This window comes from Citrobacter sp. wls708, from assembly GCF_005281255.1.
GTDB classification, from domain to species: Bacteria; Pseudomonadota; Gammaproteobacteria; order Enterobacterales; family Enterobacteriaceae; genus Citrobacter; species Citrobacter werkmanii.
This window is the reverse complement of record NZ_SZXE01000008.1, coordinates 184961-208955: the sequence shown is the minus strand read 5'-3', so window position 1 is coordinate 208955 and position 23995 is coordinate 184961. Positions and strand designations below refer to the sequence as shown.

Here is a 23995-nt window from a genome sequence, read left to right as displayed (position 1 = left end):
CTGTTTTCTGCGCTATTTTTTTGCTTCTCCGGCTAAAACCAGCCCAGTCGCCACCGCATTGCGCGGGCCTTCAGTGCCACGGATGTTGCCCTGCCCGGCGACAACGCCGTAATGCGCCAGCGCATCGGTGATCATCTGCGGAATTTCAAAATCCAGCGATGAACCGCCTACCAGCACCACAAAAGTGATATCGCGAATGGAGCCGCCAGGTGATACCTGGCGTAACGCGCGCAGACAGTTGGTGACAAAAACTTTCTCTTTGGCCTGACGACGCACCAGACGAATCTTCTCCAGCGAGGTCTGGTTATCAACCGGGATCAGCTCGCCGTCTTTCAGATACACCACTTTGGCAAATACTGACGGGCTGAGCGGTTCACGAAAAAACTCCACCGCGCCGTTCTCGTGGCGAATGCTGAACAGGCTCTCCACTTTGGCCAGCGGGTATTTTTTAATTTCCTCTGCTAAAAACGGATCGCTTAAGCCCAGTTCCGTTTGAATTAGCAGGCTGACCATATTCCCCGCCCCGGCAAGATGTACCGCCTTCACTACGCCGTCGCTATTAATAATGGCGGCATCGGTAGATCCTGCGCCTAAATCGAGGATCGCCAGCGGCGCGGCGCATCCGGGCGTCGTTAACGCGCCAGCCACGGCCATGTTGGCTTCCACCCCACCCACCTCCACGGGCGTGTTTAGCCGCGCGCTCAGTTCGCTGGCGATAGCCTGCATCTGTAAGCGGTCAGATTTCACCATCGCCGCAATGCCAACGGCGTTCTCCATTGAGCATTCACCGGCAATGCCACCCTGCACCTCGCGGGGAATAAACGTATCCACCGCCAGAAGATCCTGAATATGCACGGCGTTCATGTCATGACCGGTCAGCGAGGCCATCACCTTACGCACCCGCTCAAGCATCCCGCCCGCGTGCGTACCTGCTTCACCGCGGATATCACACACGGGCGCACAGGCGCTCATCGCCTGCATAATGGCCTGCGCGCCTTGCGCTACGTCGGCTTCACCGCCGCGCTTTTCGCCACGGATAAAGATCTTACCCGCCGGGATCGTTCGCGACTGCACATCACCCTGCGGCGTTTTCAGCACCACAGCGGAGCGGTTGCCAATCAGCGCTCTGGCGATAGGGACGATGGTTTGCGTTTCCTCCGGCGTCAGGGCAAAAAAGGTCGCGATGCCGTAAGGATTCGACAATACCCGCACCACCTGCCCTGCGGCCGCCACTTCCACCGCCGCCAGCACACCTTCCGGAACCTTCTCCAGTAGCGTGACTTCATCGACCACCGGCATTGCCCGACGCAGGCGATTGTTCACCAGCACGCCATCATCTTTTTTCAGGATCGCCGCCACCACGTTGATCCCACGATCCAGCGCCTCATTGATGAGCCAGACCGCTTCAAGGAAATCAATCTCTTCGCCCACCAACGGGATCCAGCCCTGCGCAAAGCGATCCTCGCTCAGTGATGCCAGCTTATCCACGCTGATGGTGGTTCCCATCCCCACGCCGACGCCCCCCGGCGTCTGCGGGTTATGGCCAATCATTGTCGATTCCGTAATGATGGTTTCAGTGATGGTTTCCATCGCCACATCGCCAATCACCGGCGCGGCCTCATTGATGCAGATTTTCGCCACGTCCTGAAGCGACCACGGCGTTTTATCCAGTGCCTGCTGCAGGGAGGTCACCACCCCGGCAATGTTGTCCCGCGTCCCTTTCATGCCCGTGGTGGCGACAATTCCGCTGGCAATAAACCGTCCATGTTGCGCCAACGCCACTTCGGTGGTGGCGTTGCCGATATCAATCCCGGCGATTAACGGCATGCGCCCTCCGTCACTGGCTGCCTTTACGCAGCTTGTTTCTCTGCTGATACACCTCTGCCGACTCGCGGACAAAAGCGGCGTTCACCGTGGCATGCCAGGTGTGCTCCAGCTCATCGGCAATCGCCTGTAGCTCCGCGAATGAAGAACGAAACGGACGTAGCGCATTGTAGATCTCCAGAATACGAGCATCCGGGATGGCAATCAGCTCCGCCGCGCGACGGAAATTGCGCGCCACGGCGTGACGTTGCATCTGTTCGGCAATCTGCGCCTGGTACTCCAGCGTTTGCTGAGAAATACGCACATCCTGCGGCCCGACCTTGCCTGCCAGCACATTCTCAAGAGTAATGTCGGTTAACGGTTTCCCGCCAGGCGTCTGGATTTTCTCCGGGCAGCGGGTGGCTAATGGGTAATCCTGCGCGGTCATGATGTTGTCGTTCATGGTCATTCCCTTACCAGTGCAATATGCAGCGTGACAGGTGCAGCATCCTGCACCACGTGTTTGGTTTCTTTGATGTGAAACAGCGCGGCCTTGGCCATAAATTTAGGGCGCACCATCTGGTCATTGACCACCGGCACCGGCGAAGGCGACTCTTTGCGTGCATAGCGCGCGGCGTTTTTACCGATCTGGCGATAGGTTTCCAGCGTCAGCAGCGGAGCCTGAGAGAACAGCTCCAGGTTACTCAGCGGTAGCAGATCGCGCTGATGAATCACCGTGGTTCCTTTCGACTGGATACCAATCCCGATGCCGGAACCACTGAGATTAGCCGCATCCCACGCCATAAAAGAAACATCCGAGGTGCGCAGAATTCTCACTACCCGCGCATGCAGCCCCTCTTCTTCAATCCCTGCCACCAGCTCTTTAAGAATCGCCTTATGCGGCATATCAATCAGGGTTTTGTGCTGATACTTATCAAAGGCCGGACCGACGCCAATCACCACTTCATCTACGCGTTCGTCCGCTGTAGCCGCCTCGCCTTCGCTTACCTGCAAGGTGAAAACCGGCTTACGTTCAGTTGTGCATTCCACGGTGTACCGCCTTATTCAATTGAGCCAGGCTGAACCACGCCCGCGATATTTTTAATTTCCGCCCAGCGCTCGGCAGAGATGCGATAGCCGGTGCCTGGTCCCTGATAATCATTAATGTCGTTAACGGCGCTGACCACCTCAAACTGGCGATCCAGAATGGCCGACGTTTGCAGGTAATCACCGGTGACGCGCTGTCTCAGCATATTGAGGATGTTACTGGCGATATCTTCGAAGCCGCTACGGCTTAGCGCGCCGACGATATCCAGCCCGGTAATATTGCGCTTCATCATCTCTTCCACGGCGGCCAGATCTTCCACCACATTGCGCGCGGGCATATCTTTGCTGCCGTGAGCGTAAGTGGCGGCCTCAACTTCCTCATCGCTAATCAGCGGCAGGCCCAGTTCGCGGAACACCGCCTGAATGGCGCGCGCCGCCTTGTTACGGATGGCGATGGTTTCTTCTTCGGTTACAGGACGCAGACCACCGTCCACCATCAGATCGCGTTGCAGAATGTTGTAATCATCGAAGTCTTCCGCATCGAAGTTCGACCCGGCAAACATGTTGTCGTAGTTCGGCACGGCGCTATAGCCGGAGAAGATAAAGTCGGTACCCGGCAGCATTTGCATCAAGGTACGGGCGGTACGGCGAATATCTGAGTGGGAAAAGGTCTGGTCATTGGCGGAGGCCACTTCAAGGTCGAGCATCGAGGCAATCAGGTTTTCTGCCAGCACCGCGCGGATCCCCGACGGCACTGCGCCGGTCATGCCGATACAGCTGACCGCACCGTTTTGCAGCCCCTGTACGCCCGCGCCTTTGGTGATAAAGATGCAGCGCGACTCCAGATAGAGCATCGATTTACTCTCGGAATAGCCCATCAGCGCTTCCGAACCGGTACCGGAGGTATAACGCATTTTCAGCCCGCGAGACGCATAGGCCGAGGCGAGAAACGCTTTGGACCACGGCGTATCATCGCCGTCAGTAAACACCGACTCTGTACCGTATACCGATACCGTTTCGGCGTAGCTGGTTAACCCGCGCATCCCCAGCTCCAGCTCCGTCGCCTCCTCAACGGAACATTGCGTGAGCACGCCAGGACGACCGCACTGGGAACCGACCAGCAGCGCCAGGGCGTTAAACGGCGCATAGCGGGCGATGCCGACCGTGGTTTCCTGTTCTGAAAAACCACGGATCCCCGCTTCAGCCGCATCGGCGGCAATCTGTACCGGGTTGTCTTTCAGGTTAGTGACATGGCACTGGTTGGATGGCGTGCGCCTGGCGCGCATTTTTTGCAGCGCCATCATCATTTCCACCACGTTCATTTGCGCCATCACCTCCACCGCTTTCGCCGGCGTGATGGCGGTGGTAATAGCAACAATCTCTTCCCGGCTGACGTGGATATCCACCAGCATTCTGGCGATCTCCAGCGCATCGAGCCGCATTGCCCGTTCAGTTTCAGCCACGTTAATCGCGTAGTCGGCAATAAAACGGTCAATCATGTCGAACTCGGCGCGGCTCTTGCCGTCCAGCTCAACAATACGACCATTCTCTACCTTCACCGACGAAGCCGGATCGTAGGGGCTTTCCATGGCGATCAGCCCCTCTTCAGGCCATTCGCCAATCAGCCCATCCTGATTTACAGGGCGCTTCGCAAGCACTTCGAATCGTTTTGATCTTCTCATAGTTTATGGACTCAAAAGATAAAAAATAGGGACGCCGGGCCGTATTGCCGGGGACACACCACCCGGCATTCGCCTTTCATCAGCAATGGCCGAACTCTAAATGAGCACAGCAATAAAAAAATAAAATTAATTTCGTTCCAATTTGGCACGTAATAAAAATTCATCGTTCCATATTGAAACGGTTCTCAGGAATAGCCAGAGAGAATTGTGACGAAGTTAAATGATCATTATCAATAAATGCCGATACGCAAAATCAAATTAATATTTTTGAAATTTTCACCCTATTGACTTAATAACGCGCGGCGACAAAATAAAGCCAAACCCAATGATAAAAAATAGCTGTCTCGCGATATTTTCGTGACCTCAGCCCTACACTATTTTCAGGAGAAACTGTGAATAAGAGCCAACCAATCGCCACCATTACGCTGGCGGCTGCGAAAAAAATGGCGCAGGCCGTCGAGGCTAAAGCGTCTGAGATCAACGTGCCGGTGGTCTTTTCCGTGGTGGATCGCGGCGGAAACACGCTGCTGATGCAACGCATGGACGACGCGTTTGTCACCAGCTGTGATATTTCACTGAATAAAGCGTATACCGCCTGCTGTCTGCGCCAGGGGACTCATGAAATTACCGACGCGGTACAACCGGGTGCCTCACTATATGGTTTACAGCTAACGAATCAACAGCGGATCGTTATTTTTGGCGGCGGCTTACCTGTCATATTAAACGATAAATTAATCGGTGCCGTCGGCGTAAGTGGCGGTACTGTCGAACAAGACATGTTATTAGCGCAAACCGCACTGGATTGTTTCTCTGAATTATAATTTAAATCTAAGAAGGTAAATTATGAGCTATCGTATGTTTGATTACCTGGTGCCAAATGTGAACTTTTTTGGCCCAAATGCTATTTCCGTCGTGGGCGAACGTTGCAAACTGTTGGGCGGTAAAAAAGCGCTGCTGGTGACTGATAAAGGTCTGCGAGCCATTAAAGACGGCGCGGTTGATAAAACCCTCGAACATCTGCGTGAAGCCGGTATTGACGTGGTGGTGTTTGACGGCGTCGAACCAAACCCCAAAGACACCAACGTGCGCGACGGTCTGGAAGTTTTTCGTAAGGAGCAATGCGATATTATCGTTACCGTCGGCGGTGGTAGTCCGCATGACTGCGGTAAAGGCATCGGTATCGCGGCGACGCACGAAGGCGATCTCTACAGCTATGCCGGGATTGAAACCCTGACCAATCCGCTGCCGCCGATCGTCGCGGTGAATACCACCGCCGGCACCGCCAGCGAAGTCACCCGCCACTGCGTGCTGACCAATACCAAAACCAAAGTGAAGTTTGTGATTGTCAGTTGGCGCAACCTGCCTTCAGTCTCTATTAATGACCCGCTGCTGATGCTCGGCAAACCTGCGCCACTGACCGCAGCGACCGGGATGGACGCCCTGACCCACGCTGTTGAGGCCTATATTTCAAAAGATGCCAACCCGGTTACCGACGCCGCCGCTATCCAGGCAATTCGTCTGATCGCCCGTAATTTGCGCCAGGCCGTAGCGCTGGGCAGCAACCTGAAAGCTCGTGAAAACATGGCCTATGCCTCTTTGCTGGCGGGTATGGCCTTCAACAACGCCAACCTTGGCTACGTTCACGCGATGGCGCATCAGCTTGGCGGTCTGTACGACATGCCGCACGGCGTAGCAAACGCCGTACTGCTGCCGCACGTGGCGCGCTATAACCTGATCGCTAATCCGGAGAAATTTGCCGACATCGCAGAGTTTATGGGTGAGAACACCGACGGTCTGTCCACCATGGATGCCGCCGAACTGGCGATTCATGCCATCGCTCGCCTCTCTGCCGATATCGGTATTCCGCAGCATCTGCGCGAACTGGGCGTCAAAGAAGCCGATTTCCCGTATATGGCGGAAATGGCGCTGAAAGACGGCAATGCCTTCTCCAACCCGCGTAAAGGGAACGAGAAAGAAATTGCCGGGATCTTCCGTCAGGCATTCTGATCAATAAGGGGGCGCAATGTCACTTTCATCACCGGGCGTACATCTGTTTTATCACTCACGCTGGCAGGATACGCGCGTGCTTGATGAACTATGCTGGGGGCTGGAAGAGCAAGGCGTCCCTTGCCGGACAATCTGTTGCGACGAACATGACTGCGCGCTGGCCCTCAGCAAGCTGGCGGCTAAAAGCTCAACGCTACGCGTGGGTCTCGGCCTCAGCGCCAGCGGTGATATTGCCCTAACCCACGCCCAGCTACCCGAGGATCGGGCGCTGGTCCGTGGGCACATCGCCGCCGGGGCAGCAATGATCCGCATGCTCGGCGCCAATGCTGGCCAACTGGTCAAAGTGCTTCCCTTTAGCGAGATAAAATAAATGTACCGCATCTATACCCGAACCGGCGATAAAGGCACGACTGCGCTGTTTGGCGGCAGCCGTATCGACAAAGACGACATCCGCGTTAACGCCTACGGTACGGTGGATGAACTGATTTCCCAGCTTGGCGTCTGCTATGCCAGTTCGCGCCAGGCAGAATTACGCGAAGATCTGCATGCCATCCAGAAGATGCTGTTTGTACTGGGGTCGGAACTCGCCAGCGATGAGAAAGGTCTCGCCCGCTTAACGCAGACGATTAACGCCGAGGATATTCAGGCGCTGGAGCAGCTTATTGACCGCAATATGGCGCAGAGCGGCCCCCTGAAAGAATTTGTCATTCCGGGAAAAAATCTGGCATCGGCACAGCTACACGTTGCGCGCGCCCTGGCACGGCGGCTGGAGCGGATCCTCATCGCGATGGACAGAACGCTGACGTTACGCGATGAACCCAAGCGTTATATCAACCGACTGTCGGATGCGCTGTTCTCCATGGCCAGAATCGAAGAAACTACTCCAGATGTTTGCGCTTAAACTGGCTGGCGTCGATGTCGTACTGCTTCATCTTACGCCACAAGGTCGTGCGACCAATATTCAGCAGTTGCGACATCTCCTGCACGCGCCCACTGGTGACGCGGGCGGCGTGGATAATCGCCTCTTTTTCGATAGCGGTAAAGGTCAGGCTGGCAGGCAGCAGGGAAGACGCGGTCTCCAGACCGGGGCGCTCGGCAAACAGATAATCCGGCAGATTGCTCAGCCGGATATGGCCGTTATCGCTACTGATGGCGATGTTTTCGATAATGCTGTTCAGCTCGAAGTCATTGCCCGGCCATGAATAAGCCACCAGTTGCGCCAGCGCGTCGTCGTCGATCTTCAGGCTGGTTGAAAAGCGTTTTTTCAGGCTATTCAGTCGCGTATAAATCAGCGAGGGAATACTGTTACGCCGCGCGCGTAGCGGCGGGATAACAATCTCAAAAGAGTGCAACGCGTAATACAGCTGGCGGCTAAAGCGGTTTTGCTCCACCAGATTAGCGAGATCAACCGTGGTGGTGGCGATCACTTTTACATCCACCGGGATCAGGCGACGGGCATCCAGGCGGGTTAATACTCCCTGCTTGATCACCTGTAACAGCGCGGATTGCAGTTCCGGCGCCAGATATTCAATTTTCTCCAGAAACAGCGTGCCGCCGTTCGCCAGCTCAAGGCGGCTCAACCGACCATTTTCATCATCGGTGGGCGCACTGCCCATAAAATCCTGCCCCAGCACGCTGTTGGCATACAGCTGACAGTTGACGGCGATATACGGCCCGCTGGCGCGTTCGCTTTCATTGTGAATGGCCTGGCTCAGCAGCTCTTTCCCGACGCCCTCTTCCCCGCACAGCAGGATCGGGAAACTTCCCCTTGCCGCCTGGCGACCAAAATGGATCAAACGTCGGGTTTCTGGATCGTCCGTCGACATCTGCTCAAAGGTGTGGCTCACCTTACCAAGCTGGCTGGTCATCAACTGACGCATTTGCTCCACCGGGTGCAGCAGCAGGATAAAGCTGTTGCCCTGCTCCTCAACAATCGGCTTCAGGGTGATAACAGCATCAACAAACTGGTGCTGACTTTCAAAAGTGACTTCGACGTGATTCAAACCGCGGGCATGTTTAATTGCCCGACGCAGCAGCATGGGCAAATTGAGCAGGTCGTGAATGTTTTTGCCCTGGCTGGCCTGCGCGTCGAGATGCAAAAGCAGCGCCGCGCGCGCATTGAGGAACTGCAACACCCCCTGCTCATTCCAGGCCATCACACCATCATCCATACTTTCCAGCAGCCCGTACATCTGGTTCAGATGGCGGTTGGATTCTGCCAGCAGGCTGTCGGTCAGCAATGAATTACCGACTTCTCTGGCAATCGCCAGCGTCAGGGATAAATCAGAAACGGACTCATGTTCTACCAGACAGCACAATGAGATGGAGCCAAACAGACGTCCATGGTTATCGAACACCGGCGTCGAGCAGAACGACCACGGATGCAACGCCTGTTTAAAGTGCTGAGCGCCAGAGGTTTTTGTCGGCTGCCCCGGCATCGTCGCCAGCGACAGCGCACAACTGCCGATAATGCTTTCCGCGCAATAGCTGCCGTCGCGAAATCCAAGCTCCGCCAGCTGTTCTATCGTCTGCGGATCGCCGCAACGGCTGAGAATACAGGCTGATTCATCCAGAATCAGCAGTGCGCACGGACGACCGTCCATAAACTCCCAGGCATCTTCCAGCGCGGCCTGCGCAATCGTCAGCAGCGCCGTCTTACGACGACAAATCGACTCAAAGGTCAACCCCTGCGCCTGATGCGGCGCCTGCCAGGTTTCCCGCTGCATAAACTTGCTGCAACGATGCCAGGACTGGGCGAGAACCGAAGAGACTTCCTGCCCGATGCTATGCGTGTGCGCCGTCATATCCATTTCCGCTGTTTTGCCATAGACAACCCCTCCGGCAGAGACTGTCAGAGGGGGAGAAGATGCTGGGTAAATTTACCTATGCCCGATTAACGCGCCAGCCACTGCTGTCCCAGCAGGTCTGCCGTCAAAATAGCGGCATGTACGCTTTCAGGCGTCACCGGGAACGGCATATTGTGAATGGTTTCACCTTCTGCGCAGGTGGCTTTAGCCACGGCCATAATCTTGCCGTCAATGTCGTCTTTCACGCCCATTTCCGCTAACGTTACCGGCAGGCCCACTTTCTGACAGAAATTCAGCACGGTTTCGATCTCTTCCATCGGGCTGTTCTGCAGCACCAGCTGCGCCAGCGTACCAAAGGCGACTTTTTCACCGTGGTACAGATGGTGACACTCTTCCAGAATCGTAAAGCCGTTATGGATGGCATGTGCCCCCGCAAGGCCGCTGCTTTCAAAGCCGATACCGCTGAGGTAGGTGTTGGCTTCGACAATACGTTCCAGCGCATCGGTCACCACGCCAGCCTGGGCGGCTAAGCGTGCCTTTTCGCCTTCCGCCAGCAGGGTATCATAGCACAGGCGCGCCAGGCTCAGCGCCGCCACGGTGGACTGCCCGCCCGCCATGCTGGTCGCTCGGGCGTCATAACAGGCTTTCGCTTCAAACCAGGTAGAGAGCGCATCGCCCATCCCGGCCACCAGCAGACGTACCGGCGCTTTGGCAATAATTGCGGTATCCATCACCACCATATCCGGGTTTTTCGGGTAGATCAGATACTCTTCAAACTCACCCGCTTCGGTATAGATAACGGACAGCGCGCTGGTTGGCGCATCGGTAGATGCGATAGTTGGGATCACCACCACCGGCAGCTTCTGGTAATAACCAATCGCTTTGGCAGTATCTAACGTTTTCCCACCGCCAATCCCAACCACACCACGGCAACCGTGTTTTTTCAGAATGGCAATCAGGCGATTAATTTCAACATGGCTGCATTCACCGTTGAAGCGTTCCGCGTGGCAGCTAATGTCATGGCTATGCAGACCATTGAGTACCTTCTCTCCCGCCAGCTTCATGACGAAGTCGTCCGCAATCACGAAAAAGCTGTCCGCCAGATTTTTAGCGTATTGACCAAATAAGGTAGAAGCGTCAGGACCCTGGAGATATTTGGCTGGAGATTGAATAACTTTTAGCATTCCTTTCATCCTCAAATAAGTACATGTTTTTACATGGTGAGCCCTGGCGTTAACCCGTTTAGCCTGATGTTGACGGCGAAAACGGACGTACCGGAGCGATGTAATAACTGTATGGCGAGGCGTGCACAAAAAAATCTTTCGTCATTTTGTTCTGATATGAAACAGATAAAAAAGGCACACGTTTCATATTGGAACGCTTAACCACAAAAATAATAAGGTTTGCGATCCCGATCCGTTCCTTTACCGCGAAATCACCGTCCAACACGAAGATCAATTTCCCCAATAACGCGCCATCCTGCGTAAAAACCCGCAAAAAAAGGCTGACAGCGCCGTGCAGCCTGCTCTGATCGCAGAAGAAAAAAGTCGAGCGAGTTCGCATTGTGCTGATTTTTCGCCTAATTAAGTTTCATTTCGGAACAAAAAACAGCAATCACGTTTCGTAATGAAACTCATTTTCGCGTTGTTTTTTTCCATGCTGACTTCGCCAGAATCTCTCTATCGCCTCCGCACCATGAACATGCATTCGGGGGTTTGTCTTACACTCAACCTCGAGGAGCCGTTATGTCTCAATTCTTTTTTAACCAACGCACCCAGCTTGTGAGCGACGTGATCGACGGTGCAATTATCACCAGCCCGTGGAATAACCTGGCGCGTCTGGAGAGCGATCCGGCCATTCGCGTCGTGGTTCGCCGCGACCTTAACAAAAATAACGTGGCGGTGATCTCCGGCGGCGGTTCAGGGCACGAACCCGCGCACGTTGGGTTTATCGGCAAAGGTATGCTGACTGCGGCGGTCTGCGGCGACGTGTTCGCCTCCCCGAGCGTGGATGCGGTACTGACCGCTATTCAGGCAGTGACCGGTGAGGCTGGCTGTCTGTTGATCGTGAAGAACTACACCGGTGACCGTCTTAATTTCGGTCTCGCCGCCGAGAAAGCGCGACGCCTGGGCTACAACGTTGAAATGCTGATAGTCGGTGACGACATCTCCCTGCCGGATAACAAACATCCGCGTGGCATTGCGGGAACCATCCTGGTGCATAAAATCGCGGGTTACTTTGCCGAACGCGGCTACAACCTCGCCACCGTCCTGCGTGAAGCGCAGTACGCAGCCAACAACACCTTCAGCCTGGGCGTCGCCCTCTCCAGCTGTCATCTGCCGCAAGAAACCGACGCCGCGCCGCGACATCATCCGGGTCATGCTGAGCTGGGCATGGGCATTCACGGCGAGCCGGGGGCCTCGGTTATTGATACCCAAAACAGTGCGCAGGTGGTGAACCTGATGGTGGATAAGCTGCTGACGGTCCTGCCTGAAACCGGCAGAGTGGCGGTGATGATTAACAATCTTGGCGGCGTATCCGTTGCGGAAATGGCCATTATCACCCGCGAACTGGCCAGCAGTCCGCTATCCCCACGCATCGACTGGCTGATGGGTCCGGCCTCGCTGGTCACCGCGCTGGATATGAAAGGATTCTCACTAACGGCCATCGTGCTGGAAGAGAGCATCGAAAAAGCGCTGCTGACCGAAGTGGAAACCAGCAACTGGCCGACTCCCGTCCCACCGCGTGAAATCAGCTACGCGCCATCATCCCAGCGCAGCGCGCATGTGGAATTCCAGCCCTCTGCCAACGCGCGGGTCGCTGAAATTGTGGAGCAGGTCACCGGAACGCTTTCCAATCTGGAAGCACATCTCAACGCGCTGGATGCCAAAGTCGGCGATGGCGATACGGGTTCAACCTTTGCCGCCGGCGCGCGTGAAATTGCCAGTCTGCTGCAGCGTCAGCAGCTTCCGCTGGATGACCTTGCCACGCTGTTCGCGCTGATTGGCGAACGCCTGACCGTGGTGATGGGGGGTTCCAGCGGCGTGCTGATGTCTATTTTCTTTACCGCCGCCGGGCAGAAACTGGAACAGGGAGCTAACGTTGCCGAAGCGCTGAATGCGGGTCTGGAGCAGATGAAGTTCTACGGCGGCGCAGACGAAGGCGATCGCACCATGATAGATGCACTGCAACCCGCGCTGACCTCACTGCTGGCGCATCCGGACAACCTGCATGCCGCTTTTGACGCCGCGCAAGCCGGGGCCGAACGAACCTGTTTGTCGAGCAAAGCCAATGCGGGTCGCGCATCGTATCTGAGCAGCGAAAGTTTGCTGGGTAATATGGATCCCGGGGCGCATGCCGTCGCAATGGTATTTAAAGCGCTGGCGGAGAGTGAGTTGGGTTAAGTGATAAATGCCTGATGCGCTTCGCGCATCAGGCAGAACGTTAACGATAAACGCGGAGGCCACCCTCGACGCCGCGGCTAAACAGTACCTGCCAAAGCTCAATATCTCTGGCGCGGAAAGCCCCAGCGCAGGCGCATAAATAGTAATTAAACATTCTTCTGAAGGTGGCGGAGTAACGTGAAGACAGCTCCGGCCATGCCTGATTAAAACGCTCATGCCAGGCCATCAGCGTTTTATCGTAATCACTGCCAAAGTTATGCCAGTCTTCCATTACAAAGCGTGATTCGCTGGCCTCGGCAATATGCGATATCGACGGTAAGCAACCGTTCGGGAAAATGTATTTATTGATCCACGGATCGACGCTCATCCCCTTTTTGTTGCTGCCAATGGTATGCAGCAGGAACAGCCCGTCCGGTTTTAAACAACGGTCGGCGATGCTGAAATAGGTGTCGTAGTTTTTCGGCCCGACGTGTTCGAACATCCCCACGGAGACAATGCGATCGTAGTGTTTATCGAGGTCACGATAATCCTGCAGCAGAATATTAACGTCCAGTCCTTCACAGCGCTGTTGCGCCATTTTCTGCTGCTCTTTAGAGATAGTGACGCCTTCTACCGCCACGCCGTAATGACGCGCTGCATATTCCGCCAGTCCGCCCCAGCCACAACCGATATCGAGTAAACGCATACCCGGTTTGAGTTGTAGCTTCTCACAAATCATTTTTAATTTGGCATTTTGCGCATCGTCTAATGTGGTCGCGTCTTTCCAGTAACCACAGGAATATTGCATATGCGGATCCAGCATCAGCGCAAAAAGATCGTTCCCAATATCATAATGTTCTTTGCCGACAATCCAAGCGCGGCTCCGCGACTGCAAATTAAACAGGCGAGCGCTGGCAATGCGTAAAATATCTTTCAGGTTGCCCGGCATTTGCTGGTCGAGTTTTGCTTTGAGAATTTTACAGAACAGAATATCGAGCCGCTCGCAGTCCCACCAGCCTTCCATATAGCTTTCGCCCAGCCCTAACGAGCCTTGTTGCAGTACCCGCTTAAAGAAACCGGCATGATGAAGTTGAATGTCCCAGGCACGAGAGCCATTAATCTGGATATCCGCTTGCGAAAGTAGCTCTTTCCCCATTCGGGTCCAGTTATCATTTGTTTCATTGACGATGACAGCATCTGAACAAAGCGTGTTCATGGTATTTACCAAAGTGGGCTAAAAATCGTTACGCAAGATTATTATGGAAAACGGAATGTATGTATTATGATCTGCGGACAAGATCTATCGAATAGCGGACATATCACCGGGAGCATTGACGATTTATTTATGGAGACTCTCGCGCAAAAACAGTGGAATTCATTCCCCGATAACTCCATTACGGAGTTGCCGCAGGACGTGTACTTTCGTTCTTATGTCCTGGAAGCCAACCATCATGTTCCGCAGCATTCGCACTCTTTTATGCAGTTTCATTTCGCCCGTAAAGGCAGCATGCGAATTGATGTTGCCGGCAAATGCTGGATAATCCCGGCGCATTATGGCATCTGGATCCCCAATAATACCGAACATGCGGTCTGGGCACTGGATGATGTGCATTTAGAGAATCTGGATATTAAGCCGGGTTTTCTTGAAGAGAGCATTAATGAATGTAAAGTGGTGGCGATCAGTGATTTCGCCAGAGAGTTTATTCATTACGCCACCAATTTAATTTCGGGCCATTATGATAGCCAGTCAAAAGAGGGCAAGCTGGTTAGTGTTCTGGTCGATATTATTCTGCAGCTCCCGGAAGTCGCTTTTGTATTACCCTGGCCGCACGATCGCGAATTAACCAAAGTGTGCCGGACAATTCAGGAATCCCCGGCGCTGGAGCATTCGGTTGAATACTGGGCGCAGCATCTGGGCATGTCAGCCCGTACCTTTTCACGGCATTTCAAAAAAGAAACCGGATTGCCCTTCAGCGTCTGGAAGCAAAAAATGCGTATTCTGGAGTCCGTATTAATGCTGAAGAAAAATAAAAGCGTAACTGCCGTGGCGCTGGATGTGGGGTATTCCAGCACCGCGGCATTTAGCTACGCCTTTCGCCAGGCGTTTGGCGTACCACCATCGAATTACTGATTAACGGCGTTGATGCCAGTAAGCCGTTGCGCGCACCAGTTGCTGATCGAACGCCGCGGTTTCAAAGCGAGCGCTGAGGTTTTTTACCACCCTGCCTTCGCCGGTAATCCAGATGAAATAATCGTCTGCGGGCACGTTCAGCCGCGATAAATGTTCGTTCACCGCCTGTTCGTCATGGCCGATAATCCACTGAATAGTAAACTCGTCGAGATGGGCAAAATAGTCCTGATACGCCGCATCCTGCACGCTTACCAGCGCCGTTACGTTCGGACGTACCGCTAAACGGCTGAGCGACTCCAGGCGTCGGCGCAGCGCGGGCATTCCTGATTCATCACACACGTAAACCTGATACGCATAATCCTCTGGCACCACCAAAGAACCGCGCGGACCACCGATCGTCAGCTTGTCACCCTCGCGAGCATTCATTGCCCATGTGCTCGCCACGCCACCGTCATGAATATAAAAATCCAGCGCCAGCTCATGGCGCGCTTCGTCATACAACGGCGTGTAGTCACGGGAGAGCGGACGCACACCCTCGGCCCAGACAATGCCTTCATCGGTGACAACAGGCGGCACAAAATGGCTGCCCGGCTCCGGGAAAAAGACCTTGGTATGGTCATCAAAGCCGTGCGAGCTAAAACCGTCCAGCGCATCACCGCCCAGTACGATGCGCTGAAAACCCGCGCTAATACGTTCAACGCGCAGGACGGTAAGTTCACGGAAGCGCAGTTCATTGCGAACGCGCTGTGGGTAGCGTGAGGTGTTTTTTGTCATTTTTTCACCTTCGTGAAGATAATACGATATATCTAAATTTATTTTTAAATGATAATGATTGCTAATAAGAAAGATTGCAAGCACTTTTTTGATATAGCCACATTGTGATTACCAGCCATCACAGACCTTATAAAAATAGATAATAATCAATAAATTAAACAATATTGAATTTGTCGACTTGCATAAAAACAACATTTAGATATAAATTAGATATATCTAAAACACATCAGGAGACGATGATGCAAAACCATCATGAAGGTTGCTGTAAACAGACAGAGCACCAACACGAAGGCTGCTGCAAGGGTGAAGGACATCACCACGAAAGCCGCCACAGTGAGCACCATGCAGGCTGCTGCAAAGGTGAAGAGCATCGCCACGAAGGCTGTAACAAAGAACATCGCCATGAACAAGGATGCGGACACCGCCACGGTCGCGGCGGTGGTCGTCGGCAGCGCTTCTTTGGTCACGGCGAATTACGCCTGGTGATTCTGGATATCCTGACCCGCGACGCCAGCCACGGCTATGAACTGATCAAAGCGATTGAAACCCTGACTCAGGGTAACTACACCCCGAGCCCGGGCGTTATCTATCCGACGCTGGATCTGTTGCAGGATCAAGCCCTGATCGCCATCAGCGACGAGGAAGGTGGGCGTAAGCAGATTGCCATCACGACTCAAGGTCTGCAGTGGCTGGATGAGAACCGCGAACATCTGGAACATATCCACGAACGTATTAAAGCCCGCTGTGTGGGTTTTGAATTACGTAAAAACCCACAGATGAAACGCGCGCTGGAGAACTTCAAAGCTGTGCTGGACCTACGCGTCAATCATGGTGATACCAGCGAGGCGCAGATCAAAAAAATCATTGGTATTATCGATCGCGCCGCGCTGGACATTACTCAGTTAGATTAATCTGCGCAGCAGGCGGAACCCGTGTCCGGCGTTGCGCCTGCTGTGGTTAAGATTAATGCAGCACCGTGACCGCATCTTCCAGACGACCCGCGCGATGTTTCACCATCGCGGAAATCTGGGCGCTCTCTTCAACCAGTTCAGCGTTTTTCTGCGTAATGCTACTCAGTTCATTCACCGCACGAGTCAGGCTGGAAAGACCATCGGACTGTTCCAGCGTTGAGTGGCTGATTTGCGCGATCAGTTGAGTGACGTTTTGCACCTGCGCCACAATATCGTCCATCGTACGCCCCGCGGCGTGCACCTGATCGGAGCCGGACTGTACCTTATCGGCGCTGGCATCAATCAGCTTGCGGATATCATTGGCCGCGCTGGCGCTACGACTGGCAAGATGACGCACTTCTCCCGCCACTACGGCGAAACCTTTGCCCTGCTCGCCCGCTCTCGCGGCTTCAACGGCGGCGTTCAAGGCCAGAATATTGGTCTGGAAAGCAATATCGTTAATCAGCGTGGTAATGGTGCCGATCCGCTGAGTGCTGTTGGCAATATCATCCATGGTTTTGATGACGATATCCATCGCCTCGCCGCCGTGTGTTGCCGCGCTGCTGGCAGCAATCGAGAGTTTATCGGCTGCGGCGGCGGTCTCAGAGTTTTGTTTCACCGACGCCGCCATCTGATTCATGGTGGTCACCGTTTCCTGCACATTCTCCACGGTCTGCTGCGTATGCTTGTTCAAATCATCACTGCCTTTTGCCAGCGTTTCGCTGTCGCTGCGCACACAACTCACCTGGCTGGAGACATCATGGATGAGCCAACGGCACATTAACCCCAGTTGCCCCACCGCTCGCAGCATCAAACCCAGTTCATCACTGCGGTTAAGATGCGACACGCAGTTGCGCTCACCGGTCGCCACTTTCAACGCCTGACGAGCAACATTCTCGATGGGACGCACAATTTGCCATTCGAAAATAGCCGTCCCCAGCAGCATTACCAACGCACTCATCAACAGTAACGGCCATTCGGCGCCCATTTGCTGCAATGCGGTCGCCAGTACGGCAAACATCAATGCCATCACGCTGCGTACCCGCCAGCGAATAGGCAGTGCCGGGAGTTTACCCAGCCAGCCTTTGCGTACCACCAACCCTTTATGAATACGTCGGTTGCAACGTCCTTCATTCAGCGCTTTATATAAAGGCTCTACCGTCGCAATCTCTTCGTCAGTTGCCCGGGTACGAATCGACATGTACCCGGTCACTCGCCCTTCCCGCACCATCGGCACCGCGTTGGCCCTCACCCAGTAGTGATCGCCATTCTTACGCCGATTTTTCACAATGCCGCTCCATGGCTCACCCTGCTTAAGGGTGTACCACATATCCGCAAACGCCGCTTTTGGCATGTCCGGATGACGAACCAGGTTGTGCGGCTTATCGAGCAATTCATTCAGTTGATAGCCGCTGACCTGGACAAAGGTATCGTTCGCATGAGTGATATAGCTTTGTAAGTCGGTGGTGGACATGAGGGTGATATCATCATCCAGCGGTGTATTTTGCTGACTAACGTAGGGATGAGAAGACATGGTTGCGTCCTGTGCAGGTTATCTGGTTGTTAACTCTTTCGGCTTATGTTATTTCGGCGATAATCTTTTTATCTTTAGTTGTTAAATTTGATTTAGATCGCAATTTGCGATTAAACCTCAAAATCTGTACGCATTCTAATTCATTGATTTAAAATACTTTCATTAAGTAACTATTCAATTGCACGTCTTCCCCCGCACCGTGACAGTGCAAACATTGCCCATTTTTAGCGCAAATACGCGTTTATTCGATCTGTTTTCAGGTGCCAAATCTGGGCAAAATGCCAGCAAATGTTAAATACTGGCATTAAATGTTGCGCAAATAAGATGTTTCCTGGTGTTTATCCCGATTTTTGCTAAGCGCGCCGGAATGGCGCAATCCCTGCAATACTTAAATCAGTATCATGTGATACGCCAGCTCCGGGAGCATATTTTGAACAGGTTACCTTCCAGCGCATCGGCCCTGGCCTGCAGCGCACACGCACTGAATCTCATCGAAAAGCGCACGCTTGATCATGAGGAAATGAAATCATTAAACCGAGAGGTGATTGAGTACTTTAAGGAGCATGTCAATCCGGGGTTCTTAGAGTATCGAAAATCTGTAACTGCAGGCGGGGATTACGGAGCCGTAGAGTGGCAAGCGGGAAGCCTGAATACGCTTGTCGACACCCAGGGACAGGAGTTTGTTGATTGCCTGGGTGGTTTTGGCATTTTCAACGTGGGGCACCGTAATCCAGTCGTGGTTTCCGCCGTACAGAATCAACTCGCGAAACAACCTCTGCACAGCCAGGAGTTACTTGACCCGTTGCGGGCCATGCTGGCAAAAACCCTCGCCGCACTGGCGCCCGGTAAGCTGAAATACAGTTTTTTCTGTAACAGCGGGACCGAGTCGGTTGAAGCCGCCCTGAAGCTGGCGAAAGCGTATCAATCGCCACGCGGTAAATTTACATTTATCGCCACCAGCGGCGCATTCCATGGTAAATCCCTGGGCGCGCTGTCCGCCACGGCGAAATCCACCTTCCGTAAACCCTTTATGCCGCTGCTGCCGGGCTTCCGTCATGTGCCGTTTGGCGATATTAACGCGATGCGTACCATGCTCAGCGAATGTAAAAAGACCGGTGACGACGTCGCCGCCGTGATCCTCGAACCTATCCAGGGTGAAGGGGGCGTGATCCTGCCGCCGCAAGGGTATTTGACCGCCGTGCGTAAACTTTGCGATGAGTTTGGCGCGCTGATGATCCTTGACGAAGTGCAGACCGGCATGGGGCGTACCGGCAAAATGTTCGCCTGCGAGCACGAAAACGTGCAGCCCGACATTATGTGTCTGGCCAAAGCGTTGGGCGGCGGCGTGATGCCGATTGGCGCAACCATTGCCACCGAAGAGGTGTTCTCCGTCCTGTTCGATAATCCTTTCCTGCATACCACTACGTTTGGCGGCAACCCGCTCGCGTGTGCGGCGGCGCTGGCCACCATTAACGTCCTGCTGGAGCAAAATTTACCGGCTCAGGCAGAGCAGAAAGGCGATATGTTGCTGGATGGTTTCCGCCAGCTGGCGCGGGAATACCCGGATCTGGTGCACGATGTACGCGGCAAAGGCATGTTGATGGCGATTGAGTTTGTCGATAATGAAATCGGCTATAACTTTGCCAGTGAGATGTTCCGCCAGCGGGTGTTGGTCGCCGGGACCCTGAACAATGCCAAGACGATCCGCATCGAACCGCCGCTAACGTTAACGATCGAGCAATGCGATCTGGTGTTGCGATCAACACGCAAAGCTCTGGCAGCATTACGGGTGAGCGTGGAGCAGATGTAATACCTGTCGGATGGCGCTGCGCGTGTCCGGCCTACGAAAGTGTGTCCTTTGTAGGCTCAGGCGTAGCCGCCATCCGGCAGAATCGTTCTCTGGCCCCATTCCTTTTTTGAATCCCATCACAATCACGGCATTCCTCTTTTCCCTTTTACGCTGCGACGGCTAAATTATTAACTCATCCGACCACATAACAATAATTTTACATACTGGACACCTTTATGAGCTATTCGTCGCTGTTCGCCCCGCTCGATTTAGGCTTCACCACGCTTAAAAACCGCGTGTTGATGGGTTCAATGCACACCGGGCTGGAAGAGTATCCCGATGGCGCCCAACGGCTGGCCGCGTTCTATGCCGAACGCGCGCGTCACGGCGTGGCTCTGATTGTGACCGGAGGCATTGCGCCAGCGTTATCCGGCGTGGGTATGGAAGGCGGCGCGGTGCTCAACGATACCAGCCAGCTCGCGCATCATCGCGTGATTACCGATGCCGTGCATGACGAAGGCGGCAAAATCGCACTGCAAATCCTGCATACCGGGCGTTACAGCTATCAGCCGCATCTGGTGGCGCCTTCCGCCATTCAGGCCCCTATCAACCGCTTTACGCCGCATGAACTGACGCACGATGAAGTTCTGCAGCTGATTGAGGATTTTGCCCACTGCGCGCAGCTGGCGCGAGAAGCGGGCTACGATGGCGTGGAAGTGATGGGCTCGGAAGGGTATCTCATCAACGAATTCCTGACCTTGCGCACCAATCAGCGCGACGACGAATGGGGCGGTGAGTATGCCAACCGCATGCGTTTTGCCGTCGAGGTGGTGCGGGCAGTACGTCAGCGTGCCGGCAATGACTTTATTATTATCTTCCGCCTGTCGATGCTCGATCTGGTAGAAAACGGCGGCACCTTCGAGGAAACAGTCCAGTTGGCGCAGGCTGTAGAAGCCGCAGGCGCAACTATTATCAACACCGGTATTGGCTGGCACGAGGCGCGTATTCCCACCATCGCCACCCCGGTGCCGCGTGGCGCATTTAGCTGGGTGACGCGCAAGCTGAAAGGTCATGTGACGATCCCCCTGGTCACCACCAACCGCATTAACGATCCTAAAGTCGCCGATGACATTCTGGCCCGCGGCGATGCCGATATGGTGTCGATGGCCCGTCCGTTCCTCGCCGACGCCGAACTGCTGTCAAAAGCGCAAAGCGGACGGTCGGATGAGATCAATACCTGTATCGGTTGCAACCAGGCCTGCCTGGATCAGATCTTCGTCGGCAAAGTCACCTCTTGTCTGGTGAATCCACGCGCCTGCCATGAAACCAAAATGCCGATCGTTACAGCCACTGTGCCGAAAAATCTGGCGGTTGTCGGCGCGGGTCCTGCTGGCCTCGCCTTTGCCATTAATGCCGCCGCGCGCGGACATCACGTAACGCTGTTTGACGCCCATAGCGAGATTGGCGGACAGTTTAATATCGCCAAACAGATCCCCGGCAAAGAAGAATTCTATGAAACCCTGCGCTACTACCGCCGGATGATCGACGTGACGGGCGTGACGCTAAGGCTGAACCACGTTGTCACCGCGCGCGACCTGGAAACTTTTGACGAGGCGATCCTCGCCAGTGGGATCGAACCACGAATGCCGCCGATCGAGGGGATCGATCACCCGAAAGTGTTGAGCTATCTCGACGTCCTGCGCGATAAAGCGCCGGTGGGTAAACGCGTCGCCATCATTGGTTGCGGCGGGATCGGTTTTGATACCGCCATGTATCTGAGCCAGCCTGGCGCTCCCACCAGCCAGAACATCGCGGAGTTCTGTGTGGAATGGGGGATCGACACCAGCCTGCAACAGCCTGGCGGATTACGCCCGGAAGGTCCGCACTTATCCCGCAGTCCGCGTCAGATAGTGATGTTGCAGCGCAAGGCCAGCAAACCAGGGCAAGGTTTAGGTAAAACCACGGGCTGGATCCATCGTGCCACCCTGCTCTCACGCGGCGTGAAAATGATCCCGGCGGTCAGTTACCAGAAAATTGATGATGATGGATTACACGTCGTATTGAACGGCGAACCGGTAATCTTTAACGTGGATAACGTGGTGATTTGCGCCGGACAAGAGCCACGCCGTGAGCTGGTCGATCCTCTCCACGCGGCAGGTAAAACGGTGCATCTGATCGGCGGCTGCGATGTGGCGCTGGAACTGGATGCCCGCCGCGCTATCGCTCAAGGCACGAGGCTGGCACTGGAAATTTAACGTCATGTCTTTCGTGTGCCGGATAAGGCGCTCACGCCTCCATCCGGCATACGCGATTACCGACGACGACCTAATTTCACCGATTTGAGAATCACAAACTTATTATTGGTGGCGATGGTCTCGCAGTTGCCGAAAATCTTCTTCAGCTTGTGGAAGTAGTCGAGGTGACGGTTCGCCACGATATACAGCTCGCCGTTGATTTTCAGGCAGCGGCGGGCGTGGTGGAACATTTCCCACGCGATATTATCGGTCAACGCATGCTTCTGGTGGAACGGCGGGTTGCACAGCACGGCGTTAAAGCGGAACGGCTCAACCCCGGACAGCGCGTTGTTAATCATAAACTCACAGCGATCCAGCGCCTCAGGCATATTGCTTTCGACGTTCAGACGACTTGACGCTACCGCCATCGGCGATTCATCCACAAACACCACGCTGGCTTGTGGGTTTTTCGCCAGCAATGTCAGGCCAATCACGCCATTCCCACAGCCGAGATCGACAATCTCCCCTTCAAGATTTGCAGGCAGGTGCTCAATAAAGAAGCGCGCGCCGATATCCAGTCCGGTACGAGAGAAAACGTTGGCGTGGTTATGGATAGTCCAGTCGGTACCTTCCAGCTTCCAGCTTAGCGTTTGCGAAGCAGCGGCCAGTTCAGGTTTGCTGAACGTACAGTTGATCAGACGGGCTTTTTTCCACGCCAGCGTCGTGGTGGTTGGACCCAACACCTTTTCAAACAGCTCCAGCGTCGAGGTATGAATGTCGCGTGCTTTCGCTCCGGCAATAATCCGCGTTTGCGGCGTCACCACTTCACGCAGCGCGCGCAGCTGTTGCTCCAGCAGCGCCATGGTTTTAGGAATTTTAATCAGCACCACGCCCGGCGCCTGCGGATAGTCAGCGGTGCTGTCGAGGAACTTGACGCTCGATTCGGCGATGTCGTTGTGACGCAGATTCTCGCGCGTGGCCAACTCGCTTAAATAGGAGTCGCCAATGCTGTACGGTGTATGTTCCGCCAGCGCACAGCCCAGCGCGCCGAAGGTATCATTCAGGATCAGCACCGGGCCGCTAATCTCGGTATCGTCCAGCTGTTGCAGCAGATATTCATCCGCCGCTTCCCACGCCAGCAGCGGGTTAACGTCATCCGTTTCCGGGAAACGTTTAAGTGACAGCGAACGGAAACCGTTGTCTATGTGGCTCATCGGCCCTCCTGAATGGTAAAATTTCGGCGTATCCCTGAAAAGGGTGCGTGAGTATACACTTTTTATACTTTATATGGGGCAATAATGAGTCAGTTGACCTATCTGCAGGGCTACCCGGAGAACCTACTTGATCAGGTACGCACATTAATTGCCGAGCAACGTCTGGGATCGGTATTAGATAAGCGCTATCCCGGCACGCATGACTTCGCGACCGACAAAGCGCTCTGGCAATATACGCAAGATCTGAAAAATCAGTTCCTGCGTAACGCCCCGCCGCTGAATAAGGTGATGTACGACAGCAAGATCCATGTTCTGAAGAATGCGCTGGGACTGCATACCGCCGTTTCTCGCGTGCAGGGAGGCAAGCTAAAAGCCAAAGCGGAGATCCGCGTGGCGACCGTTTTTCGCAATGCCCCGGAACCCTTCCTGCGAATGATCGTGGTCCATGAACTGGCGCATCTGAAAGAAAAAGAGCATAACAAAGCGTTTTACCAACTTTGCTGTCATATGGAACCTCAGTACCATCAACTGGAGTTCGATACCCGCCTGTGGTTAACGCAACAATCGTTAAAGCAAAGTGCGTAGTCGCGCACTGGCTTTGTCTTCAGGGCATGCTAAATTGACGAAAGGATCCCTTTTA

21 protein-coding genes are annotated in these 23995 nt (G+C 54.3%); 10 read left to right on the top strand and 11 right to left on the bottom strand.

Going from position 1 to position 23995, the window contains the following annotated elements:
- Positions 1–12: 12 nt before the first annotated feature.
- From FDW97_RS03640 to FDW97_RS03625, 4 genes are read right to left on the bottom strand one after another with little or no spacing between them, the layout of a single operon-like run.
- Entirely contained in the window at positions 13–1827 is a 1815-nt protein-coding gene (locus tag FDW97_RS03640; protein WP_038634008.1) for a diol dehydratase reactivase subunit alpha, read from the bottom strand.
- A gap of 10 nt (positions 1828–1837) precedes the next feature.
- Complete coding sequence (locus tag FDW97_RS03635) at positions 1838–2266, bottom strand: diol dehydratase small subunit (protein WP_061382555.1); 429 nt, start codon at positions 2264–2266, stop codon at positions 1838–1840.
- Between the two features lie 2 nt (positions 2267–2268).
- Entirely contained in the window at positions 2269–2853 is a 585-nt protein-coding gene (locus FDW97_RS03630; RefSeq protein ID WP_038634014.1) for a propanediol/glycerol family dehydratase medium subunit, read from the bottom strand.
- 11 nt (positions 2854–2864) lie between these two features.
- Positions 2865–4532, bottom strand: a complete 1668-nt coding sequence (locus FDW97_RS03625; protein ID WP_016243883.1) for a propanediol/glycerol family dehydratase large subunit — start codon at positions 4530–4532, stop codon at positions 2865–2867.
- A 392-nt stretch (positions 4533–4924) separates the two neighbouring features.
- Here FDW97_RS03625 and FDW97_RS03620 point away from each other — a divergent pair, with 392 nt between their 5' ends.
- The 4 genes from FDW97_RS03620 to FDW97_RS03605 are packed head-to-tail and all read left to right on the top strand — an operon-like array spanning position 4925 to position 7440.
- On the top strand, positions 4925–5353 hold the full coding sequence (locus FDW97_RS03620) for a heme-binding protein (RefSeq protein WP_137350649.1): 429 nt from the start codon (positions 4925–4927) through the stop codon (positions 5351–5353).
- Between the two features lie 22 nt (positions 5354–5375).
- Entirely contained in the window at positions 5376–6539 is a 1164-nt protein-coding gene (gene dhaT / locus FDW97_RS03615) for a 1,3-propanediol dehydrogenase (protein WP_038634024.1), read from the top strand.
- A 16-nt stretch (positions 6540–6555) separates the two neighbouring features.
- Positions 6556–6909, top strand: coding sequence for a glycerol dehydratase reactivase beta/small subunit family protein (locus tag FDW97_RS03610; protein ID WP_137350648.1), 354 nt, complete (start codon positions 6556–6558; stop codon positions 6907–6909).
- Positions 6910–7440 carry a cob(I)yrinic acid a,c-diamide adenosyltransferase gene (locus FDW97_RS03605; protein WP_137350647.1) on the top strand — a complete coding sequence of 177 codons (531 nt, stop codon included), beginning with the start codon at positions 6910–6912 and terminating at the stop codon, positions 7438–7440.
- Here FDW97_RS03605 and dhaR read toward each other — a convergent pair.
- From dhaR to FDW97_RS03590, 3 genes are all read right to left on the bottom strand, one after another.
- Positions 7418–9343, bottom strand: a complete 1926-nt coding sequence (gene dhaR, locus FDW97_RS03600) for a dihydroxyacetone kinase operon transcriptional regulator DhaR (RefSeq protein ID WP_038642879.1) — start codon at positions 9341–9343, stop codon at positions 7418–7420. The two genes, FDW97_RS03605 and dhaR, sit on opposite strands and share 23 nt — an antisense overlap.
- 89 nt (positions 9344–9432) lie before the next feature.
- Positions 9433–10530 (bottom strand): glycerol dehydrogenase, encoded by a 1098-nt coding sequence (locus FDW97_RS03595; protein ID WP_007372185.1) that lies wholly within the window; start codon positions 10528–10530, stop codon positions 9433–9435.
- Positions 10531–10588: 58 nt separating this feature from the next.
- The gene (locus FDW97_RS03590; RefSeq protein ID WP_249359784.1) at positions 10589–10909 is read right to left on the bottom strand and encodes a hypothetical protein; all 321 of its coding nucleotides are present in this window, start codon (positions 10907–10909) and stop codon (positions 10589–10591) included.
- A gap of 182 nt (positions 10910–11091) precedes the next feature.
- On the opposite strand from FDW97_RS03590, the gene FDW97_RS03585 reads away from it, so the two are divergent.
- Positions 11092–12750, top strand: a complete 1659-nt coding sequence (locus FDW97_RS03585; RefSeq protein ID WP_137350646.1) for a glycerone kinase — start codon at positions 11092–11094, stop codon at positions 12748–12750.
- Positions 12751–12790: 40 nt separating this feature from the next.
- Here the strand turns inward: FDW97_RS03585 and cfa are convergent, their stop codons facing one another.
- Positions 12791–13945: a cyclopropane fatty acyl phospholipid synthase gene (gene cfa / locus FDW97_RS03580; protein WP_038634036.1), complete on the bottom strand. Its 1155-nt coding sequence runs from the start codon at positions 13943–13945 to the stop codon at positions 12791–12793.
- 66 nt (positions 13946–14011) lie between these two features.
- Between cfa and FDW97_RS03575 the strand changes: the two genes are divergently transcribed.
- Positions 14012–14860 carry an AraC family transcriptional regulator gene (locus FDW97_RS03575; RefSeq protein WP_038634037.1) on the top strand — a complete coding sequence of 283 codons (849 nt, stop codon included), beginning with the start codon at positions 14012–14014 and terminating at the stop codon, positions 14858–14860.
- On the opposite strand, the gene FDW97_RS03570 is transcribed toward FDW97_RS03575, so the two are convergent.
- Positions 14861–15634 carry a siderophore-interacting protein gene (locus FDW97_RS03570; RefSeq protein WP_137350645.1) on the bottom strand — a complete coding sequence of 258 codons (774 nt, stop codon included), beginning with the start codon at positions 15632–15634 and terminating at the stop codon, positions 14861–14863.
- A 236-nt stretch (positions 15635–15870) separates the two neighbouring features.
- Between FDW97_RS03570 and FDW97_RS03565 the strand changes: the two genes are divergently transcribed.
- Positions 15871–16545, top strand: a complete 675-nt coding sequence (locus FDW97_RS03565) for a PadR family transcriptional regulator (protein ID WP_161959069.1) — start codon at positions 15871–15873, stop codon at positions 16543–16545.
- 52 nt (positions 16546–16597) lie between these two features.
- Here the strand turns inward: FDW97_RS03565 and FDW97_RS03560 are convergent, their stop codons facing one another.
- On the bottom strand, positions 16598–18118 hold the full coding sequence (locus tag FDW97_RS03560; RefSeq protein WP_137350644.1) for a PAS domain-containing methyl-accepting chemotaxis protein: 1521 nt from the start codon (positions 18116–18118) through the stop codon (positions 16598–16600).
- A gap of 430 nt (positions 18119–18548) precedes the next feature.
- Here FDW97_RS03560 and ygjG point away from each other — a divergent pair, with 430 nt between their 5' ends.
- Positions 18549–19928: a putrescine aminotransferase gene (gene ygjG, locus FDW97_RS03555; protein ID WP_167371260.1), complete on the top strand. Its 1380-nt coding sequence runs from the start codon at positions 18549–18551 to the stop codon at positions 19926–19928.
- A gap of 215 nt (positions 19929–20143) precedes the next feature.
- Entirely contained in the window at positions 20144–22162 is a 2019-nt protein-coding gene (locus FDW97_RS03550; RefSeq protein WP_137350643.1) for an NADPH-dependent 2,4-dienoyl-CoA reductase, read from the top strand.
- A gap of 56 nt (positions 22163–22218) precedes the next feature.
- Here FDW97_RS03550 and rlmG read toward each other — a convergent pair whose 3' ends face one another.
- Positions 22219–23355 carry a 23S rRNA (guanine(1835)-N(2))-methyltransferase RlmG gene (gene rlmG / locus FDW97_RS03545; protein ID WP_038634052.1) on the bottom strand — a complete coding sequence of 379 codons (1137 nt, stop codon included), beginning with the start codon at positions 23353–23355 and terminating at the stop codon, positions 22219–22221.
- A gap of 84 nt (positions 23356–23439) precedes the next feature.
- On the opposite strand from rlmG, the gene FDW97_RS03540 reads away from it, so the two are divergent.
- A complete protein-coding gene (locus tag FDW97_RS03540) occupies positions 23440–23940 on the top strand; it encodes a M48 family metallopeptidase (protein ID WP_038634055.1) in 501 nt (166 codons plus the stop codon).
- Positions 23941–23995: the final 55 nt, after the last annotated feature.

Excerpts from the sequence above, each read along its gene's own strand:
- FDW97_RS03575 (WP_038634037.1), top strand. The coding sequence starts at position 14,012 with ATGATCTGCGGACAAGATCTATCGAATAGCGGACATATCACCGGGAGC.
- rlmG (WP_038634052.1), bottom strand. The coding sequence starts at position 23,355 with ATGAGCCACATAGACAACGGTTTCCGTTCGCTGTCACTTAAACGTTTC.
- FDW97_RS03625 (WP_016243883.1), bottom strand. The coding sequence starts at position 4,532 with ATGAGAAGATCAAAACGATTCGAAGTGCTTGCGAAGCGCCCTGTAAAT.
- FDW97_RS03635 (WP_061382555.1), bottom strand. The coding sequence starts at position 2,266 with ATGAACGACAACATCATGACCGCGCAGGATTACCCATTAGCCACCCGC.
- FDW97_RS03640 (WP_038634008.1), bottom strand. The coding sequence starts at position 1,827 with ATGCCGTTAATCGCCGGGATTGATATCGGCAACGCCACCACCGAAGTG.
- FDW97_RS03560 (WP_137350644.1), bottom strand. The coding sequence starts at position 18,118 with ATGTCTTCTCATCCCTACGTTAGTCAGCAAAATACACCGCTGGATGAT.
- FDW97_RS03610 (WP_137350648.1), top strand. The coding sequence starts at position 6,556 with ATGTCACTTTCATCACCGGGCGTACATCTGTTTTATCACTCACGCTGG.
- FDW97_RS03585 (WP_137350646.1), top strand. The coding sequence starts at position 11,092 with ATGTCTCAATTCTTTTTTAACCAACGCACCCAGCTTGTGAGCGACGTG.
- FDW97_RS03590 (WP_249359784.1), bottom strand. The coding sequence starts at position 10,909 with ATGCGAACTCGCTCGACTTTTTTCTTCTGCGATCAGAGCAGGCTGCAC.
- FDW97_RS03565 (WP_161959069.1), top strand. The coding sequence starts at position 15,871 with ATGATGCAAAACCATCATGAAGGTTGCTGTAAACAGACAGAGCACCAA.
- FDW97_RS03550 (WP_137350643.1), top strand. The coding sequence starts at position 20,144 with ATGAGCTATTCGTCGCTGTTCGCCCCGCTCGATTTAGGCTTCACCACG.
- dhaR (WP_038642879.1), bottom strand. The coding sequence starts at position 9,343 with ATGACGGCGCACACGCATAGCATCGGGCAGGAAGTCTCTTCGGTTCTC.
- dhaT (WP_038634024.1), top strand. The coding sequence starts at position 5,376 with ATGAGCTATCGTATGTTTGATTACCTGGTGCCAAATGTGAACTTTTTT.
- FDW97_RS03570 (WP_137350645.1), bottom strand. The coding sequence starts at position 15,634 with ATGACAAAAAACACCTCACGCTACCCACAGCGCGTTCGCAATGAACTG.
- FDW97_RS03595 (WP_007372185.1), bottom strand. The coding sequence starts at position 10,530 with ATGCTAAAAGTTATTCAATCTCCAGCCAAATATCTCCAGGGTCCTGAC.
- cfa (WP_038634036.1), bottom strand. The coding sequence starts at position 13,945 with ATGAACACGCTTTGTTCAGATGCTGTCATCGTCAATGAAACAAATGAT.
- FDW97_RS03605 (WP_137350647.1), top strand. The coding sequence starts at position 6,910 with ATGTACCGCATCTATACCCGAACCGGCGATAAAGGCACGACTGCGCTG.
- FDW97_RS03540 (WP_038634055.1), top strand. The coding sequence starts at position 23,440 with ATGAGTCAGTTGACCTATCTGCAGGGCTACCCGGAGAACCTACTTGAT.